Source organism: Pseudomonas sp. NFPP28 (genome assembly GCF_900115535.1).
In the GTDB taxonomy this organism is placed as follows: Bacteria; Pseudomonadota; Gammaproteobacteria; order Pseudomonadales; family Pseudomonadaceae; genus Aquipseudomonas; species Aquipseudomonas extremorientalis.
Genome location: NZ_FOWT01000002.1, coordinates 632,479 through 649,455, shown reverse-complemented (window position 1 = coordinate 649,455; position 16,977 = coordinate 632,479). Strand labels below are relative to the sequence as shown.

The window sequence follows — 16,977 nt, the reverse complement described above, 5'->3', positions numbered from 1 at the left end:
TTCCTGACGGGTCTCAAAGTGGTTTGCCGAGGGCGGCGGTGGGCACGCCGCTCGGTGGCTTCAATGCGGCAGAGGGGGCTGTCCTGGCAAAAAACACCAGGATCGCGGCGAGCACCGAGGTGCCGGCCAGGCCATAGAGGCCACCCTGGATCGAACCGGTGGTCTGCTCCAGAAAGCCGAAGGTGGTCGGCGCGACGAAGCCGCCCAGGTTACCGATGGAGTTGATCAGCGCGATCACCGCAGCGGCAATGCGCACATCCAGGTAGCCCTGGGGGATCGGCCAGAACAGTGACGATGCCGACTTGAAGCCGATGGCCGCAAAGCAGATCGCCACAAACGCGAAGATAGGCCCGCCGGTGGTCGACATGAACATCCCCGCCGCCGCAATCAGCAGTGCTGCCGCGACCCAGGCCTGCTGGAACTTGAACTTGCCGGACAACGACGCGAAGGCATACATGGCGATGATCGAGATCAGCCACGGGATCGAATTGAAGAAACCGACCTGAACATCACTCAAGTCGCCCATCTTCTTGATGATGCTCGGCAGCCAGAACGTGGCGGCATAGATCGTCAGCTGGATGCAGAAATACAACGCGCAGAACAGCAGGATCTGGCGGTCCTTGAGCAGCTTGCCGAGGGTCGGCTTGACGCGGGTGAGGGCTTCGCGGTCGCGTTGTTCCTGGTCGATGGCATTGACCAGTGCGTCCTGTTCCTCGCGGGTCATCCATTTGGCGTCGTGGGGTTTGGAGTCGAGCCAGAACCACACAAAGAACCCCAGCGCCACTGAGGCCAGGCCTTCAATGGCAAACATCCATTGCCAGCCGTGAAAGCCAAACCCTTCGATCTGCAACAGCGCGCCGGAAAGCGGACCGGAAATCAGTGACGCGACCGCCGAGCCACTGAGGAAAATCGCAATGGCTTTACCACGCTCCACACCGGGCAACCAGCGCGTGAAGTAGTAGATCACCCCCGGGAAAAAGCCGGCTTCAGCCACGCCCAGCAAGAAGCGCAGGATGTAGAAGTGGGTTTCGTTCTGAATGAACGCCATCAGCGTGGCGACGATGCCCCAGGTGAACATGATGCGGGTCAGCCAGATACGCGCGCCGACCTTTTGCAGCAGCATATTGGAGGGCACTTCGAAGAGGGCATAGCCGATGAAGAACAACCCGGCACCGAAGCCATACGCCGCTGCGCCGATGCCCAGGTCGTGTTCCATGTGCGTGCGCACAAAACCGATATTGACCCGGTCGATGTAGTTGAGGATGAACATGATCACGAACAGTGGGAGCACATGGCCCTTCACCTTGCTCACGGCGCGCGTGAGGACGGCATCATTTTCGGGTGTGGCAGATGCATGGCTTGAAGTGGTCACCATTCCAGACTCCCCCTGATTGTTTTTATGTGGGTTTGCGTGTCGAGTTGCCAGACATCATACAAGCTGTTTTATTTTTTCTGCAACATCCTTGGATTTTCTTGGTTATAGAGCGCTTTATAAATTGGTTGTCATACAAGTTGGCGATTTTTTGGGCATCAACCACCCCGTAGGCGCGAGGGCCAGGTGGGGATGTTAAGCTTGCGGTTGCTCAACCCTGTGGACGCGTAATATGCCCATCGATAATGGAAGCTCTGTCCGCAGACGCTCCACCAACCTGGCCCAAGGCGTGGTCGACGCGCTGACCCAGCGCATCCTGCTCGGCCAACTCAAACCCGGTGAAAAACTGCCCTCGGAATCCACCATCGTGCACGAGCACGGCGTGAGCCGAACGGTGGTGCGCGAGGCTATCTCCAAGTTGCAGGCGTCCGGCCTGGTCGAGACCCGCCACGGCATCGGCACCTTTGTGTTGGAGCAGCAGGCCCAGCAAGGTTTGCGTCTGCATGTGGACACGGTGGCCAGCGTGCGCAACATGCTGGAGTTGCGCCTGGGCCTTGAAGTACAAGCCGTCGCGCTGGCGGCCGTGCGCCGCACCGACGCCCAGTTGGCCCACATGCGCCAGGCGCTGGACGACTACCAGGCTTCCCTGGCCAGTAACGACAGCTGCGTGGAGGAAGACAAACGCTTTCACCAACTGATCGCCGAGGCCACCGGCAACACCTTCTTCACCGAAATCATGCTGCACTTGGGCAATGCGATGATCCCGCGCACCCAGGTCAAGGGCGATGAGCGCGGCGGTGCCGACTTCGCCAGGCTGGGCCAGTTGGCGAACCTGGAACACGAGGCGATCTTCAACGCGATCAAACGCCAGGACCCGGACGCCGCCCGTGCCGCCATGGTGCTGCACCTGACCAACAGCCGCGATCGTTTTTCCGGGGAGCAGGGCCGTTGAACGAACATAGCTTATCCCTGCGCCTGGAGCGCGTGGCCGCTAACGTACCGGCGAGTGCGCGGCTGGCCGATATCGGCTCCGATCACGGTTATTTGCCGGTGGCGTTGCTGCGTCGCGGCCTGATCACGGCGGCAGTGGCGGGAGAGGTGGCGACCACGCCATTCCATGCGGCGCAACGTACCGTGCGCGACAACGGCCTGGAACAGCAGGTCACCGTGCGCCTGGCCGATGGGCTGGCGGCCATCGAACCCCATGACGGCATCACCGCTATCAGCGTCTGCGGCATGGGCGGCGAGACGATCCGCGACATTCTTGAAAGCGGCAAACAGTACCTGAGCGGTCAGGAGCGCCTGATCCTGCAACCCAACGGTGGCGAACAACCGCTGCGCCAGTGGCTGATGGACAACGGCTACGCGATCCTCCATGAAGAGCTGCTGCACGAGAACCGTTTCTACTACGAGATCATCGTCGCCGAGCGCACCGGACCGGTGGCCTACACCGCCGAACAGCTGTACTTCGGCCCCCTGCAAATGCAGGCGCGCAGCCCGGCGTTCCTGGCCAAGTGGCAGCGCCTGTTGCAGCAAAAGCACAAGACCCTGGCCAGCTTCGAGCAGGCGCGGCAGGCGGTGCCGCAGGAAAAGTGGCAGGAGATTTCCCAACAGGCCAGGTGGATCACCGTGCTGCTGGCTTGATCGACCCTCATTCAAACCTGATGACCAAGGAAAACCACCATGGCAGACGCCATCGACCCCACCTTCTACGACCGCGCCGACGCGCATATCGAGCTGTCGAACGCGCAGCTCAAGGCCCACGAAAACCTCGGCCAGGTCAGCGCCTCGATGATGTTTGGCACCACGCGCTTCAACGCCTGGGCCAGTGCGCGCAACTTCAAGTCCGGCGCGGAAATGGCCGATGCACGGGAGGCGATGTTGAAGTACTTCTGCGACCAGTACCGGATGATGCTTGAGGATAATCTGGATGATCACATTAATAACTTCAGCCGGTACATGACCGGACGGACGCAAGGGTAAGCGAGGCTGTCGGCGGGTGAAAATGTAGGAGGGGGCTTGGATTCGTGGCGTGGTTACAAATGTGCGCTCAATGATGGGTGCTTTTGCCCCATTTCAGGGCGCTTTGCGTGCACCATCAGGTGCCAACCCGTCTGTATCCGGCCTCTCTACCAACGGCCCACATCTTGCTAGTGCCTTCCCAATCAATGACATGGCATTTTGCTGTTAGTCATTTCAAGGCTTCGCCCGGCGGTGCACCGCCTGGGTCGTTTTTGGGGAGTGGTCGCACATGCACAGCCTTTTATCACCGGGTATCCGCCTGCTGGGGCGGTTCGGCTTTGCGCGCAAGTTCCAGATTCTATTCTTCCTGTTCATGCTGCCCCTGGCGGGCAGCCTGTGGATGATCGGCTCGGACTATCGCGACAAGCTGACCGTGATTTCCAGCGAGCAATCCGGCGTTCGCCAACTGCTGGCCCTGGATGGGCTGGACGGCCAGTTGACGGCCCAGCGCAACCTGGCCGCGCGTTGGAAAGCCGCCGATATCCTGCATGCCCCGACCCCGGCGGCGAAGGCGGCGATGGACAAGGTCGATGCGAACTTCCCGCTGATCCTGCAAAGCCTGCAAGCCCTGGGGGATTCACTCAAGGCCCGGAATGCCGGCGCCGACGTGCTGGCCCGCTTCGATGCGTTGCAGGCCACGGTCAAGGGCATGGACTCCCAGTCCCTGCGCACCGTGGGCTGGTGGCCGGACGGTTACGACCGTTTCACCTCGGCCCTGACCGCCATGCAAACCCTGCGCGAACAGATCACCCTGGACGCCGGCCTGATTCTCGACCCGTGGCTGGAAACCTACCTGTTGATGCAGATTTCCACCCAGTACACACCGGACCTGATCGAGCGCATCGGGCGCATGGCCAGTGTCGGCCAGTCGTCCATCGCCTCGGGGCAATTCACCTTGCAAAGCCGTTTGCAGATGCGTGACCTGCGCGGCCGTATCGGCGATGCGCGGGACCAATTGGTCAAGGCGGCGGCCTCGCTCAAGGCCAAGCAATATGCCGGCCTGGAACCCTGGACCACCCAGTACGACACCAGCCTGCAACGCCTGGACAACGAACTCAAAGTGCTCGACGACGGCGTGTTCGGCGGCACCATCAAGCTTGACACCGCGGCCTTCGAAACCAGTGTCGACGGCATGCTCGACAGCCTGGGCGCGCTGCGTAACCAGTCCCTCGACTCGCTGGATGCGCGCCTGGGTCACTACCGTGACCGTTCGTTGCAGAAATTTGTCCCCGTCGCGGCCATATTCAGCCTGCTGGCCCTGGCCGCGTTGTACCTGTTCATGTGCCTGCAAGCCTCGATCCGCCGCAGCGCCAGCGGCATCACCACCCTGGCCGAGTCCCTGCGCGACGGCAACCTGTGCGTGGAGGTGGCGGTGGAAGGGCGCGACGAACTCGCGGCCATCAGCACCGCGCTGAACGTGGCGGTGGTGCAACTGCGCACCAGCCTGCTGGGGGTCAATCACGAGACGCAGCAACTCGGCTCGGCGGTGCTCACCCTCAATTCGCAATCGGGCAGCACCCTTACCGAAGTCGAAGACCAGCAACACCAAATCAGCCAGATTGCCGCCGCCGCGACCCAGCTGGCCGCCACTTCCCTGGGCGTCGCCAAAAGCTGCGAGCACGCCTCGGGCAGTGCCCAGCAGACCCGGCGTATTGCCGAAGACAGCAGCCGTGACAGCCAGCGCACCACGGCCAGCATCCAGCAACTCAACCAACGCCTGACTGATACCGCCGATGCCCTGGAGCAAGTCAGCCAGCAGGGCCAGCAGATTCAGTCGGTGGTCGACACCATTCGCGGCATCGCCGAACAGACCAACCTGCTGGCCCTCAACGCCGCCATCGAAGCCGCGCGCGCCGGCGAGCAGGGCCGTGGTTTTGCGGTGGTGGCCGATGAAGTGCGCAGTTTGTCGCAGCGCACCCAGGCCTCCACCGCACAGATCGCCGGTACCGTGGACAGCCTGCGCGCCACGGTCAGCCAGGCGGTCACCCTGATGGGCGCCGCGTGTGAACAAGCGCTGGCGGATGCGGAGTCCGTCACCGGGCTGGGCACCCGTCTGGGCGAGATCGCCGGGGCGGTGCAGCAGGTGACCGACACCCTGGCGCAGATCGCCACCGCCGTCGAGGAACAAGCGGCGACGGCGGATGAAGTGAGCGGCAACATCCAGCAAGTGGACCAGGCCGCCGGACGCTTGCTCGACGGTGCGCGGGCAGTGAACCGCGCAGCCGATACCCTGAGCAAAGGCAGCCAGGCACTGAGTGACAACACTGCGCGGTTCCGCCTGGGCTGAGCTGTCTTCCAAACAAACCAGATCCAATGTGGGAGGGGGCTTGCCCCCGATTGTGGTGTACCAGTCAACAGATTCAGCGACTGACACACCGCATTCGGGAGCAAGCCCCCTCCCACATGTTGTCCTGCGCTGTTTTCAGCACCGGGTCAGGTCCTCCTCCTGCGGCCGTGTCCTCAGGCGATCTTCACATTCATGGTGATCTTCGCCGTAAACACCTTCATCCCGCCCTCATCGAAAATATCCACCGGCACGATCTTGTCGCCAGCCGTTGCCCAGTCAATGCAACTGCCATCCGCCACCGCACGGATGTTCGACTTGGCCTTTGCCAGGTACTCCACGGTCATGCCCTTGGGAATCCACTTGGCGCCTTGGGGGATCGACACATCGGTCATCGTGCCACCGGCCAATTCCGCCGCGTTGCACAACGCAATGGCATGCACCGAAGCCAGGTGGTTGGTGATTTCCTTGCGAAACGGCACGTTGACCACCGAGTGGCCTGGGCGCAGTTCGGCGATTTCAGGGTTGATGGTGCTGAAGTAGGGCGCCACCTGGCAGGCCATCTGGCTGAAGGCGGCTGGACCTACGCTGTTGAACATGCTGAGAAACTGACTCATGGGTTTCCTCCTGATAGGGTTACAGAATAATATTCTGTGGCAGAACAATATTCTGTTAATTCTAAAGGTGTCAAGCCATGCCTTCTCTAGCGGCTGCTGTAGCTTTAGACTCCGCACATTTGGCGAGCGACTTCATGCACGCACCTGACCTGATCGAGCGCACCTTCCCGGGCCGGCGCAGTGACCTCAAGCGCAGCATCCTGCGCGAGGCGCTGGCCTGTTTTAACGAGGTGGGTATTGAAGCCACGAACATCGAAACCATCCGCGCGCGGTGCGACACCAGCGTGGGCGCCATCTACCACCATTTCGGCAGCAAGGAAGGCATCGTCGCCGCGCTGTTTTTTGCCGCGCTGGAGGACCAGGCCGCCCTGCGTGAGCACTACCTGACGCACGCGCAAACCGCCCAGGCAGGTGTGCAAGCGTTGGTGTGCAGCTATGTGGAGTGGGTGGACGCGCAACCCGACTGGGCGCGCTTTGTGTTCCAGAGCCGTTTCGCCGTGGCCAACGGCCCGTTCAAGGATGAATTGCTCACCCGCAACAAACAGCGCAATCGGCAATTGACCGAGTGGATGAGCGAGGAGGGCCGCGCTGAGGCGTTCAGCCACATTCCCGCCGAGCTTTTGCTATCGCTGATCATTGGCGCGGCAGAAAACTACGCCCGGGCGTGGTTGTCCGGGCGGGTCAAGAACAGCCCGAATGCCTATGCGTCGTTGTTGGCCCAGGCGGCGTGGGCGTCGATCAGCCAAACGCCTCCACAATAAACGCCTCGAGTGTCTTCTCTTCCAGGATCTCCATGGAAAAGTTCCCGAAGCGCTTGGGTAGCCAGATAATGCGCCCGCCGGAAGGCGACTGCAGGTTCTCGCGGGCCAGGGGCACGCCGTTTTCATTCTCGGGCTGCACACCGGCGGCGATCAGCTCGTCATAGGCGACCTCGATGTCCGGTGTGGTGTAGCAGTGACGGTAAATCATGCCTTCGCCGTGGGCGTCCAACAGCTCGCGCAGATTCCCGGCAATCGGCTGCACCAGCATGAACCGCTCTTGCCCCATCAGCACCACGGCATAACGCACATGCAAACCGCCGCGTTCCCACACAAAGGTCTTGGAGATGCGTGCCTTGAGGATGTTTGCGTAATAGGCGCAGGCCTCCTCGAGGTTTTCGACCAGTATGTCGACGTGACTGAACTTCAGGTCCATGGCGGAACTCCTGTGGATTCGATCCCCATGGTAACCACGAGTGTTTGTCGCGTTGAAATTTAATTGTCGGCACTCCCGGACGCTGGCGTAGTCTGTTTCCAAGACATCCCTCTCGCCCTGCGGAGCACGCCATGATCATCGTCCATCACCTCAACAACTCACGTTCGCAACGCATCCTGTGGCTGCTCGAAGAACTCGGCCTGCCTTACGAGATCAAGCGCTACCAGCGCGACCCGAAAACCAACCTGGCGCCGCCGGAACTCAAGGCCATCCACCCGCTGGGCAAATCCCCGGTGATCGAAGACGGCGGCCAGGTGCTGATTGAATCCGCCGCGATCATCGACTACTTGATCCGCCATCACGGCCAGGGCCGCCTGCAACCGGACCCAACCAGCGCCGCCTATGACACCTACGTGCAGTGGCTGCACTTCGCCGAAGGCTCGGCTATGTTGCCGCTGATGCTCAACCTCTATGTTGGCCGCCTGGGTGAAGCCGGCGCGCCGTTGCATCCGCGTATCGAATCGGAAGTGGCCAACTACCTGGGTTATCTGAACGACGCGCTGGCGGATAAAGCGTACTTGCTGGGCGACGAGCTGAGCGGTGCGGATATCCAGATGAGCTTTATCGGCGAAATCGCCAAGGCCCAGGGCAAGTTGCAGGCTTACCCGCACCTGGCGGCGTGGGTAGAAAAATTCCAGGCCCGACCTGCCTATCGCAAGGCGGTGGAGCAGGGTGGGGAATATGCGTTTGCTAAGTGACTAACGCTGTTGCAACGCGACCTTCAGCCCCAGCCCCATAAACAGCGTGCCGATGATTTTTCCTTCCCAGCGCCGCAGTTTGGACAGCCCCTTGATGCCTCGGCTCAAGGGGCGGATGGCGAGGGCGAGCAGGCTGGTGTACACCGCGCTGAGCACCGAGAAAATCAAACCCAGCACCGCGAACTGCACCAGCGATGAGCCGGCTTCCGGGTGCACGAATTGCGGCAGGAATGCCAGGAAGAAAATCGCGGTTTTCGGGTTGAGCAACTCGGCACCGACCGCCTGGAAAAACGCCTGGCGCGGCGTGACTGTAGGCAACGTCAGCCCTTTTTGTGTGCCGGTCTTGGCCGTGAACGCACGGATGCCCAGGTAGATCAGGTAAGCCGCGCCGGCCCATTTCACCGCGTTGAACGCGGTGGCCGAGGTCATCAGGATCGCCGATAACCCCAGCGCCGCGCCCAGTGTATGCAGCAGGTCGCCGCACGCCACCCCCAGGCCGGTGGCGACCCCGACCTTGCGGCCGCCCTGCACGGTGCGGGTGATCACCAGCAACACCGACGGGCCGGGGATCAGGAACAGGCCGATCACGACGGCGATATAGGTGATGAGGGCTGCGAGTTCAAACATGATGGGCACTCTCGGAACGGGGCTCGACCGCCAGTTATCCCCAACTCAACGTCGTTTACAACTGTTAACGGATTCAACGGCGCAATCGCTATAGGCTTTGCGTGGTCCTTCAGGAGTCCTTGACCATGAACCTGCGAGCTGTCGTCGCCACGTTGTTTGCCTTTGCCCTTTTGCTGCCGTCACCGGCCGAAGCCTCGGCGCCTATCACCCGTGTCGCCATCTACCGTGGCCCGGCAGGCTGCGATGATTGTTCGGAAAACGTGGCAAAGGCCCTGCAGCGCATCAACCCCAACTACCGTATCGACTTCGTGGGCGCCGACGAGCCCATCGACATAACCCCGCAAACCCTGGCGCGCTACGACCTCTACGTGCAACCCGGCGGCGGCCAGGACATCCCCGGCGCCCTGCGCAGCCTGGGCGATGCGCGCAGCGAGGCGATCCGCGATTACGTGGCCAACGGCGGGCGCTACCTGGGCTTGTGCATGGGTGCCTACCTGGCGGATGACAGCAACCTCGGCCTGATTCCGGTGGACCTCGACGGCGAAGCCGGTCGCCCCGGTTTCGAAGTGCCCGACAGCGCCGACGCCGCCGTGCAGGTCACTTGGGAGGGCAAGCCTGATCAGGTGTTCTTCCAGGACGGCCCGTACTTCCCCAAGGTCGCGCCCTACACGGCCATCGCCACCTACCGCAACGGCGACATCGCGGCGGCGCGGTATACCTTCGAGAAGGGCGTGGTGATCCTGAGCGGCCCCCATCCCGAAGCCAGTGCGCAGTGGTTCGAGAACGCCGACATCCCGTTGAGCAAAATGCCCCGGGGCGACCTGTTTGGTTCGCTCATACGGCACTTTTAACCGTCTCTCCATTCCTTGTGGTGAGCGGGCTCATTGTGGTGGACAGGCCCGTTCATCACACGTTGAGTACGACTGCGGCTAAAACACAATGGGCGATCAGCCGGCGCGTCGGTGTGTTCTTGCGTGGCGTGGAGCGCCTAATCAGCGCACCACATCCAGCGTCTGGATTTCATTCACATAGTGGGTCTGGCTCGACGTCGACTCCAGCGTCAGGGCCACCCCCAGGTCCTCGATAAATGCGCGCGACGATGTGTAGCCGTCCTGCTCGCACGCCAGCCGGATGGCATCGCCTGTCAACGATGCAAACACCTGGCGCGCCGGGAAGCGCTCGCCGACCTTGCAGGTCAAGGTGGTCTCGGTCGGTTTGTCAGTGGGCTTGACCGGCACATTGGCCATCTTCAGGTGCGCACTCAGGGTCTGGCCCGGTGCCCAACTGGTCGGCAGTTTTACCTCGGCCTCGCGGGTCTGCAGCACCTGGCCTTCGCCTACACCGTTCATTTTCGATTTCAGCTGGATCAGGTCCGCCAACATCAGTCGGTCCACATTGAAGGCGCTGCCGTAGGCCTCATTCTTGACCAGCAAACCGCCCTCGGCCTTGAACCGGATGGTGATCGGCGCGTCCTTGCCCGCGGCATTCCTCGACAGGTAGGTGTAGCTCAACGTCTTGAACCTGGGCTGCAACAACGGCGCATCGAGGCCCTGTAGCACAGTGGGCGGCACCGGCACATCGGCGAGATTGGTGTCGGCCACTGTGCGCGGGTAATCGACCGGCGCGATGTCCGGCCGCAGCAGCGCGACCAGGCCGGGAGTCACACCGCCCTGCACCGAACAGCTCACGCGGGAGTGCGTGCCCTCCGGCTCCACGATCAGCACCCGCTCCACATGGCGCAGCCCTGGCGCCTTGCCCGGCATCGGCTTGATCGCCTGCCAGCTGTTGCCCACCTTCAGCTCGCTGCGCGTGTATTGCCCTTCGCCTTTTTGCAGCGCAGCGGGTTGGTCCAGCAGTGCGGAAAAGCGCTGCGCGACCTCATCAATGTTGCCGTCCACCGTGAAACCCCAGAAGTAATACAGGCCCAACGGGCCGAGATCGCTGACCTCATCGTTGTAGGACAGCAACTTCAAACCGGCGATGGCCGGCGCGCTCACCGGCACTGCGGTGGCCTTGGGGTCGGTGCGATCGCGCACCGCGATCCAGCTGAAGTCCTTCTCTTGCTTGAGCGGCGCGTAGGCCTGCCAGGCGTCACGGTGGGTGTTCAGGCTGCTGAAAAAACTCGCGTCGCAGCGGGTGAAGGCCTTGAGGGTGTCGACCAGGGCGGCGTCTTCGGCGTGGGCCATCGAAGGCGACAGCAGGGCAGACGCGAGCAGGGCAGCGGAAAGCGGCAACTTCATGGGGCGGGATTTCCTTTTCAGCGGGCGGAGAGCAGGGCGAGGCATTATCCAGCAGTTGGGCGCCAGGCTCTAGTTGGCTGAGCGGGTCAGGCGCAAACGCCAATTGCCGCCGTGCTGGGTTTGGCAGGCTTCTTCGGAGTCAAGTTGAACGCAGCGCGGCAACGGCACGGGTGGGATGTCGGCGTCGTGCAGGGCCGCGGCTGTGAGTTCGCGGATGCGTGCGTCCAACCCGGTCGCCACCGCGTTGTCTTTATTGGCGCGGGTGTCGAAGACCCAGGTGATGCGCAGGCTTTGAGGGAAGTCGGCGTAGTTGACCGTGTGGGTCAGCCATTCAAACCCCGGGATTTCAGCCTTCGCCGTTTCGCAGGCGTCAGTCAGTGCAGCGACCAGTTGGCGTTCGATACCAACGGTTTCACGTTTGGACAGGGCCATGTATAGCTCCGAATGCAGATCAATTGTAGGAGCTGTCGAGCTTCAGCGAGGCTGCTATGGGATCACCGCGGTGTCCAGATAGCGCGACGCGCCAGGGCTACGCCTGAGCTCTAAGCGCACTGATGATAAACCCATGCAGGCTGCTGACCGCCTCGGACCCGCGCGAAGCCCGGCTACGTAGAATCGATACCTCCATCGGTTCGATAGCGCCCAGGCCGTGTTCGCTGCTCAAGACCTGCAACGATGGATTCACGGTGCACTGAGTAATCGCCGCTATCGCCAGCCCCCCTTCCACGGCGGCGAGCTGGCCGGCCAGGCTGGAGCTGTTGTACACCACCTTGAACTGGCGGCCCTGTTGCGCCAGTGAATTCACCGCATACCGGCGCGCGAGGCTTTCGCTTTCGTAGACGGCGATAGGCACCGGGTCGCGGCGCCACAGCTCGAATTGCGCGGAGCCGACCCACACCATCGGCTCCTTGAACAGAAACGTCCCTGTGTGCGGCGAGTCCCTGGACACCAGCGCAAGATCAAGGTCGCCGCTGCGCAAACGCGGGATCAGGGCGGTCGACTGTTCACAGGTCAGCTCGATGTCCACCCCCGCATAACGCGGCGCAAAACGTTTGAGCAGCGGCGTGAGGTACCTGGCTGCATAGTCCTCGGCCACCCCCAGGCGGATGCGCCCGGTCAACGCCTCGCCGTGAAACGCTGCCTGGGTCTCGGCGTGCAGGGCAAGCATGCGACGGGCATAGCCCAGCAGTGTCTGGCCGTCATCGGTCAGTTGCAGGTGCCGCGGGCCACGGTTGAGCAAGGGCCGGCCCAGGGCAGCCTCGAGTTTTTTCATCTGCATGCTGACGGCGGACTGCGAGCGGTTCACCTCATGGGCCGCCCCCGACAACGAACCGGCATCCACCACGGCGACGAAGCACTTGAGCCAATCGATCTGCAAATCGCTGGAAGACATGGCGGTTACCTTTATTCGTTAATCGAATGGCTGCGAAGTGAATTATGCGCTTTTCACGGTCGTTGTTCATTTGCAAGATAGCAGTCAAAATCACCCATTGCGGACTTGATCATGCCCTTCGAGACCTGGTTGCTCTACCTGATCACCTGCTGCGGGATATCCGTGGTGCCAGGGCCGAATGCGTTGCTGGCGCTGACCCATGGCGCGCTGCACGGCAGTCGCAGAACCCTGTTCACCATCAGCGGCGGCGTGCTTGGCTTTGCCTTGGTGCTTGCGCTGTGCGCGCTGGGCCTGGGCGCACTGATCCAGGCCTCGGCCACCGCGTTTACGGCCTTGAAGATTGCCGGCGGGCTCTACCTGATCTGGCTGGGCTACGGACTGTGGCGCGCCGCCCCCGTCAGCCTGGAAACAGCGGCCACTTCCAGCCTGCGACGCTGGTCGCTGTTCCGCCAAGGGTTGGTCTCGGCCCTCTCCAACCCCAAGGCGCTGCTGCTGTTTACCGCGTTTATCCCACCCTTCCTCGACCCCCACAGAAACATCATCACGCAGACCGCCATCATCGCGCTGACCTACGCCGTGGTGGAGTTCGTGGTCGAATACCTGGTGGCCAGCGCCGCGCACCGGGTGCGGCCATGGTTGGCTCGCACCGGGCGGCGGTTCAATAAAGTCTGTGGTGGGTTCTTTGTGTTGTTCGGGGTGGCGTTGCCGTTGCATAGCTGAGGGCGAGACATGGCTCAGAAGTTATCGCCCCAATTGCACAACTTGCTCTCACCCAACGGCACCCGAGTGCCCTCAATCTTGCCGACCAACATGCGCTTGAGCGTCACCCCGCACTTATAGCGACCCGCTGCATCCAGTTCATAGTCCACCCCCGCCTCAGGCACGAAAGTGAACATGTTGTAGCAACGATTGCCGATGTAGTGAAACGCGATGGGCTGCCCGGCCGGCACCCGCAGTTCGCTCATCACCGTGCCATCCGAATACCGCTCCACGGGCGCCATGCCCAGGCTTTCGCCGTTGCGGTCTGCGTAGCCCTCTCGGTTGGCCACCATCACCCCCGCGCCGGGCAGGCGGAAGTTGATGCAATTGGAGTTGGGCACAGCGCGCACCATGCCATCGCTCATCACACGCAGGCGCACGGTTTCAGCGCTGGTGGGCGTGGCGTAGGGCGTGGAGAACGAGCGCACATCCGTCAACGCGCCGCAGCCGGTGAGGGCGGCGAGGAGGGGGAGGCAGATGAGTGGTTTGAACGGGCGCGGGGAGTTGAGCATGGTGTCGATTCCATTCGTAAGGGGGTCGATAAGCGGGGTCAGGCAACCGAAGCACGTAGCCGTTGCCACTCACTCCAGCAGTCTTCGGCGACGATATCTGGATAACCTCGCTCGGTTTCCATCGCCAGCGCGGTGCTGAACGGCAGCGCGATACAGGTGGCTGCATCGCGGATTTCACACACTTCGGCTTCGGTCAGCGGCGTGCCTTTTTTCGCCTCGGCGGCGGTGAATACAGCCACAAGGGCGGGGACAAAAACCAGGCATAGCGGATCGGTGGACATCGAGTGCTTCCCTGTGTGAGCGGCGCAAAAGGCGCCAGTGTAAACGTGGGTCGGGTGCTTGGGGGAGGGCGTATTCAATATCTCGCCCTCGCTGTCGATAACCTCTGCTGAGGTGATCAACAGGAACGCCGTGCGCAGGAAGCCAGATGATGATTTTTGATGTCAATCGCTATGCCCAGATCTACTACCAGAATATCCAGCCCTCACCGGGTAACGACTACCCCCGACTCAAGGCGTGGGAGTTTCTCTATGAATACATCTGGGACGAATCCCGCCCTCGCTGGGCTGACCTCATCAGCGAAGAACAGATCGACACCACCGCCCTGCATATCGGCTTCTACCTGGCGAACTGGGGGATGTTCCGTGGCTCCTCGGGCCTGCTGCAGAACAGCAACCTGGACCTGATGAAAGCCTTGGCCAAGCGCCTTTTTACCGGCCAGGGCCCGGAGTTGTTTGAACTGTTCCTGGATAATTTCGCACCCGGCGTACCGGACCTGGCGTACAACCAAGCCCTATTGGACAGCGTATTGGCCTCCATGGAGACCTTGGCCACCAACGTCTCCTGGACCGACACCCTCAAGACCAAAATCCTGATGGGGGTCTGGGGGGAGTGCCCGGCGCTGGACCGCTTTTACATTGCCGCCTGCCGCGATCTGTTCCCACGTCGCGCGTTCATCACCACCGCCAGCGGGAAGGGGCTGACGGCGTTGGCGGGCGTGGTGGAGCAACTGAATCCTTCACCCCTGCCGTTGAAAACGGGGCGTCTGGAACTGCCGTATCCTACGGCGCGGGTGATGGATATGGCGTTGTTTCAGTACGGGCTTGGGTTGTAAACCTTGTGTGGAAAACGCAGAAATAGGGGGCAGACCATCATTATTGAAAACGTGGTCTGACCCCCGGCACCGTAGACATCTCCAGCCTATGATTGAATGGTCCCTAGTCTCCTAGTCTCCTAGACACCTATGAGCAGCTGCTTTTAGCCGTTTTCTGCCTCTCGCCAAGGGCAGCGATCGGCCAAAAGCGGCCGCTCAACAATTGCGTCGTGCACGTCCTGTGACAGGGCCCAAAGCGCCTTCGGAAACACTTCGCTTTAGCTAGCGCTGCCTCGTTGTAACGATTCTCGCGAGCGGCGTTGGAGCATTTCCAAGCTCTTCGACCATACAATCTATGAAACACCTGACACTGGCCTCCAGAAGACGCTTGCGGGGATAGATCGTCCGTATCTTTAGCTCGTCGTCAATCTCGACCCATGACGATTTGGCAGACGACCCTGGCGGCAACTACACTGGCATTATTGCCTACTACCGCGACGCTAAATCCGGTACCGAGAAATCCATCACTGCAGGCGACCAGAGCAAGCCGCAGTGCTACGGAATCTCTATAGCAGCAAGAACAGTGCGCAGCGGGCTATAGATCGAGAATGGACGAATCAGTAGAGCCGAAGGTAGGTTGGTATTGGGTTTAGCATGCTGAGCCTGATGGATGCCCTATACGTTATCGCAGGAATCAAAATTTTATGTCGAAGGGAATCAAATGAGGCTGGAAAGCGAATTTAAAATAACTGGATTTTTCTCTACACCAAATAACCCTGAGAAACAGTTCCAGGGCACTCTCACTATAAGTGATGGTGGCGATATTGAGCTTGAAATAACTACAATAGAAACAGATCTAATGACCTTAGATGATTATCATATTGGTCGACTTATTGGGAATTTGGAAAAAGCTGGTGCCGTAACTCTCGACGACTGCTTCTATATAAATAGAAACTTAGCATTCGGAGCGCCCGCTACATCTCGCATACGGGTCGGTCGCGTTACCATAGGAGCCGTCTATGAAGCAGAGGAAGAGACAGTCTTTTCAGAGTTCAGCTTTAGCATTGAAGGCATTGATGATTGGCTTCGAACCAGCGGCATCAAGGTAGAACGCAGTGAAAACACTGCAATGATAATGTACGAACCACAACAACCGATTATTGTATACAGTGAATCCGGTTGCGAAATATCAATTTGCTTTGCTTACACAATCCCAGGGTTCCCCACATACAGCGAAGCAAAGATCACCCAATCTGCTTACATCAAGATCTCAACCTCAGAGCCTCAGTGCTTTAGTTATTTCACAGACATCGCTTATAAAATAACTAACCTGCTTTGCTTCGCCACAGCCTGTTCACTATCCATGCACTCAGTGAACGCCAAGGTTCCAGGTAGCTCGACGGATAGCGGCGAGTCTATCAAGGTAAAGCTTTTCTACCCCAGCCTCCCTTTTTCAGAATCCAAACCAGACGTCAAACGGCACGGCCTACGCTTTGCCTACCCTCAAATTCGCGATCGTTTCCCTGATATTCTTAAAAAGTGGCTAGATGATTATGAATTATTGTCCCCTGCTTTTAACCTTTATTTCTCAACTCAGAATGGAACGCATAAATATTTAGACTCGAAGTTTTTATCACTAATGCAAGGATTAGAGACGTTTAGTCGGCGCACACATACAGCAACTCAAATGGACCCGGAGCACTTTCATGCGCTCACCCTACAACTATTAATATCTTGCCCATCAGAAAAACACGATTGGCTATTTGGTCGACTACAGCATGGTAATGAGATTACTCAAGCCAATAGAATCAAAAAACTAATCGAACCCTTCGAATCCCATTTCGGAGACAAAGCTACAATCAATAGCATTGTTCGCAAAATCGTAGATACCAGAAATTATCTAACACATTACGACTCAGCTGCAGAAAAGCGGGCCGCTAAAGGTCGAAACCTTTGGATTCTAGGGCAAAAACTAGAGTCCATATTCGAACTGAACATTTACAAGCGCTTATCATTCAGCGATGAAGACATCGTGAATATCTGCAAATTCGGAAACCTTAAACAAAAACTCAGCCTGTTACTCGAATAACCTCATCCCAGCGCGTG

19 protein-coding genes and 1 pseudogene are annotated in these 16,977 nt (G+C 60.0%); 11 read left to right on the top strand and 9 right to left on the bottom strand.

Annotated features, from left to right (window positions below):
* Positions 1–13: 13 nt before the first annotated feature.
* Positions 14–1,372: an MFS transporter gene (locus BM110_RS08530; protein ID WP_093513174.1), complete on the bottom strand. Its 1,359-nt coding sequence runs from the start codon at positions 1,370–1,372 to the stop codon at positions 14–16.
* A 232-nt stretch (positions 1,373–1,604) separates the two neighbouring features.
* Between BM110_RS08530 and BM110_RS08525 the strand changes: the two genes are divergently transcribed.
* The 4 genes from BM110_RS08525 (at position 1,605) to BM110_RS08510 (ending at position 5,681) form a co-directional block, all read left to right on the top strand.
* Positions 1,605–2,324 (top strand): FadR/GntR family transcriptional regulator, encoded by a 720-nt coding sequence (locus BM110_RS08525; protein WP_071490160.1) that lies wholly within the window; start codon positions 1,605–1,607, stop codon positions 2,322–2,324.
* The gene (locus tag BM110_RS08520; RefSeq protein ID WP_093513140.1) at positions 2,321–3,016 is read left to right on the top strand and encodes a tRNA (adenine(22)-N(1))-methyltransferase; all 696 of its coding nucleotides are present in this window, start codon (positions 2,321–2,323) and stop codon (positions 3,014–3,016) included. The genes BM110_RS08525 and BM110_RS08520 overlap by 4 nt, the downstream gene beginning before the upstream one ends.
* A 39-nt stretch (positions 3,017–3,055) precedes the next feature.
* Positions 3,056–3,355, top strand: a complete 300-nt coding sequence (locus BM110_RS08515; protein WP_093513139.1) for a DUF3144 domain-containing protein — start codon at positions 3,056–3,058, stop codon at positions 3,353–3,355.
* Between the two features lie 268 nt (positions 3,356–3,623).
* A complete protein-coding gene (locus BM110_RS08510) occupies positions 3,624–5,681 on the top strand; it encodes a methyl-accepting chemotaxis protein (RefSeq protein WP_093124797.1) in 2,058 nt (685 codons plus the stop codon).
* Positions 5,682–5,854: 173 nt separating this feature from the next.
* Here BM110_RS08510 and BM110_RS08505 read toward each other — a convergent pair whose 3' ends face one another.
* Complete coding sequence (locus tag BM110_RS08505; RefSeq protein ID WP_093513138.1) at positions 5,855–6,295, bottom strand: hotdog fold domain-containing protein; 441 nt, start codon at positions 6,293–6,295, stop codon at positions 5,855–5,857.
* A 134-nt stretch (positions 6,296–6,429) separates the two neighbouring features.
* On the opposite strand from BM110_RS08505, the gene BM110_RS08500 reads away from it, so the two are divergent.
* Complete coding sequence (locus tag BM110_RS08500; RefSeq protein WP_093513137.1) at positions 6,430–7,056, top strand: TetR/AcrR family transcriptional regulator; 627 nt, start codon at positions 6,430–6,432, stop codon at positions 7,054–7,056.
* On the opposite strand, the gene BM110_RS08495 is transcribed toward BM110_RS08500, so the two are convergent.
* Positions 7,034–7,489 (bottom strand): VOC family protein, encoded by a 456-nt coding sequence (locus BM110_RS08495; RefSeq protein ID WP_092250698.1) that lies wholly within the window; start codon positions 7,487–7,489, stop codon positions 7,034–7,036. The genes BM110_RS08500 and BM110_RS08495 overlap by 23 nt on opposite strands.
* Before the next feature lie 131 nt (positions 7,490–7,620).
* Between BM110_RS08495 and BM110_RS08490 the strand changes: the two genes are divergently transcribed.
* A complete protein-coding gene (locus BM110_RS08490) occupies positions 7,621–8,247 on the top strand; it encodes a glutathione S-transferase family protein (protein ID WP_093513135.1) in 627 nt (208 codons plus the stop codon).
* Here BM110_RS08490 and BM110_RS08485 read toward each other — a convergent pair whose 3' ends face one another.
* Positions 8,248–8,874, bottom strand: coding sequence for a LysE family translocator (locus BM110_RS08485; RefSeq protein ID WP_092250704.1), 627 nt, complete (start codon positions 8,872–8,874; stop codon positions 8,248–8,250).
* A gap of 125 nt (positions 8,875–8,999) precedes the next feature.
* On the opposite strand from BM110_RS08485, the gene BM110_RS08480 reads away from it, so the two are divergent.
* Positions 9,000–9,725, top strand: a complete 726-nt coding sequence (locus BM110_RS08480) for a BPL-N domain-containing protein (protein WP_093513133.1) — start codon at positions 9,000–9,002, stop codon at positions 9,723–9,725.
* Between the two features lie 141 nt (positions 9,726–9,866).
* Here BM110_RS08480 and BM110_RS08475 read toward each other — a convergent pair whose 3' ends face one another.
* From BM110_RS08475 to BM110_RS08465, 3 genes are all read right to left on the bottom strand, one after another.
* Positions 9,867–11,114 (bottom strand): hypothetical protein, encoded by a 1,248-nt coding sequence (locus BM110_RS08475; protein ID WP_093513131.1) that lies wholly within the window; start codon positions 11,112–11,114, stop codon positions 9,867–9,869.
* Between the two features lie 69 nt (positions 11,115–11,183).
* A complete protein-coding gene (locus tag BM110_RS08470) occupies positions 11,184–11,546 on the bottom strand; it encodes a hypothetical protein (RefSeq protein ID WP_092250713.1) in 363 nt (120 codons plus the stop codon).
* A gap of 97 nt (positions 11,547–11,643) precedes the next feature.
* Positions 11,644–12,507, bottom strand: a complete 864-nt coding sequence (locus tag BM110_RS08465; protein WP_093513129.1) for a LysR family transcriptional regulator — start codon at positions 12,505–12,507, stop codon at positions 11,644–11,646.
* Positions 12,508–12,618: 111 nt separating this feature from the next.
* On the opposite strand from BM110_RS08465, the gene BM110_RS08460 reads away from it, so the two are divergent.
* Positions 12,619–13,227: a LysE family translocator gene (locus BM110_RS08460; RefSeq protein ID WP_071490142.1), complete on the top strand. Its 609-nt coding sequence runs from the start codon at positions 12,619–12,621 to the stop codon at positions 13,225–13,227.
* 14 nt (positions 13,228–13,241) lie between these two features.
* Here the strand turns inward: BM110_RS08460 and BM110_RS08455 are convergent, their stop codons facing one another.
* Both BM110_RS08455 and BM110_RS08450 read right to left on the bottom strand, forming a co-directional pair.
* Complete coding sequence (locus BM110_RS08455) at positions 13,242–13,778, bottom strand: hypothetical protein (protein WP_256575371.1); 537 nt, start codon at positions 13,776–13,778, stop codon at positions 13,242–13,244.
* A 38-nt stretch (positions 13,779–13,816) separates the two neighbouring features.
* Positions 13,817–14,059: a hypothetical protein gene (locus BM110_RS08450; protein WP_093513125.1), complete on the bottom strand. Its 243-nt coding sequence runs from the start codon at positions 14,057–14,059 to the stop codon at positions 13,817–13,819.
* A 149-nt stretch (positions 14,060–14,208) separates the two neighbouring features.
* Between BM110_RS08450 and BM110_RS08445 the strand changes: the two genes are divergently transcribed.
* From BM110_RS08445 to BM110_RS08435, 3 genes and pseudogenes are all read left to right on the top strand, one after another.
* Positions 14,209–14,892: a hypothetical protein gene (locus BM110_RS08445; protein WP_175538838.1), complete on the top strand. Its 684-nt coding sequence runs from the start codon at positions 14,209–14,211 to the stop codon at positions 14,890–14,892.
* 421 nt (positions 14,893–15,313) lie between these two features.
* Positions 15,314–15,495 (top strand): annotated as a pseudogene (locus BM110_RS29760) (phage late control D family protein); the annotation flags it as partial.
* A gap of 46 nt (positions 15,496–15,541) precedes the next feature.
* A complete protein-coding gene (locus BM110_RS08435) occupies positions 15,542–16,960 on the top strand; it encodes an ApeA N-terminal domain 1-containing protein (RefSeq protein ID WP_139220315.1) in 1,419 nt (472 codons plus the stop codon).
* Positions 16,961–16,977 lie beyond the last annotated feature (17 nt).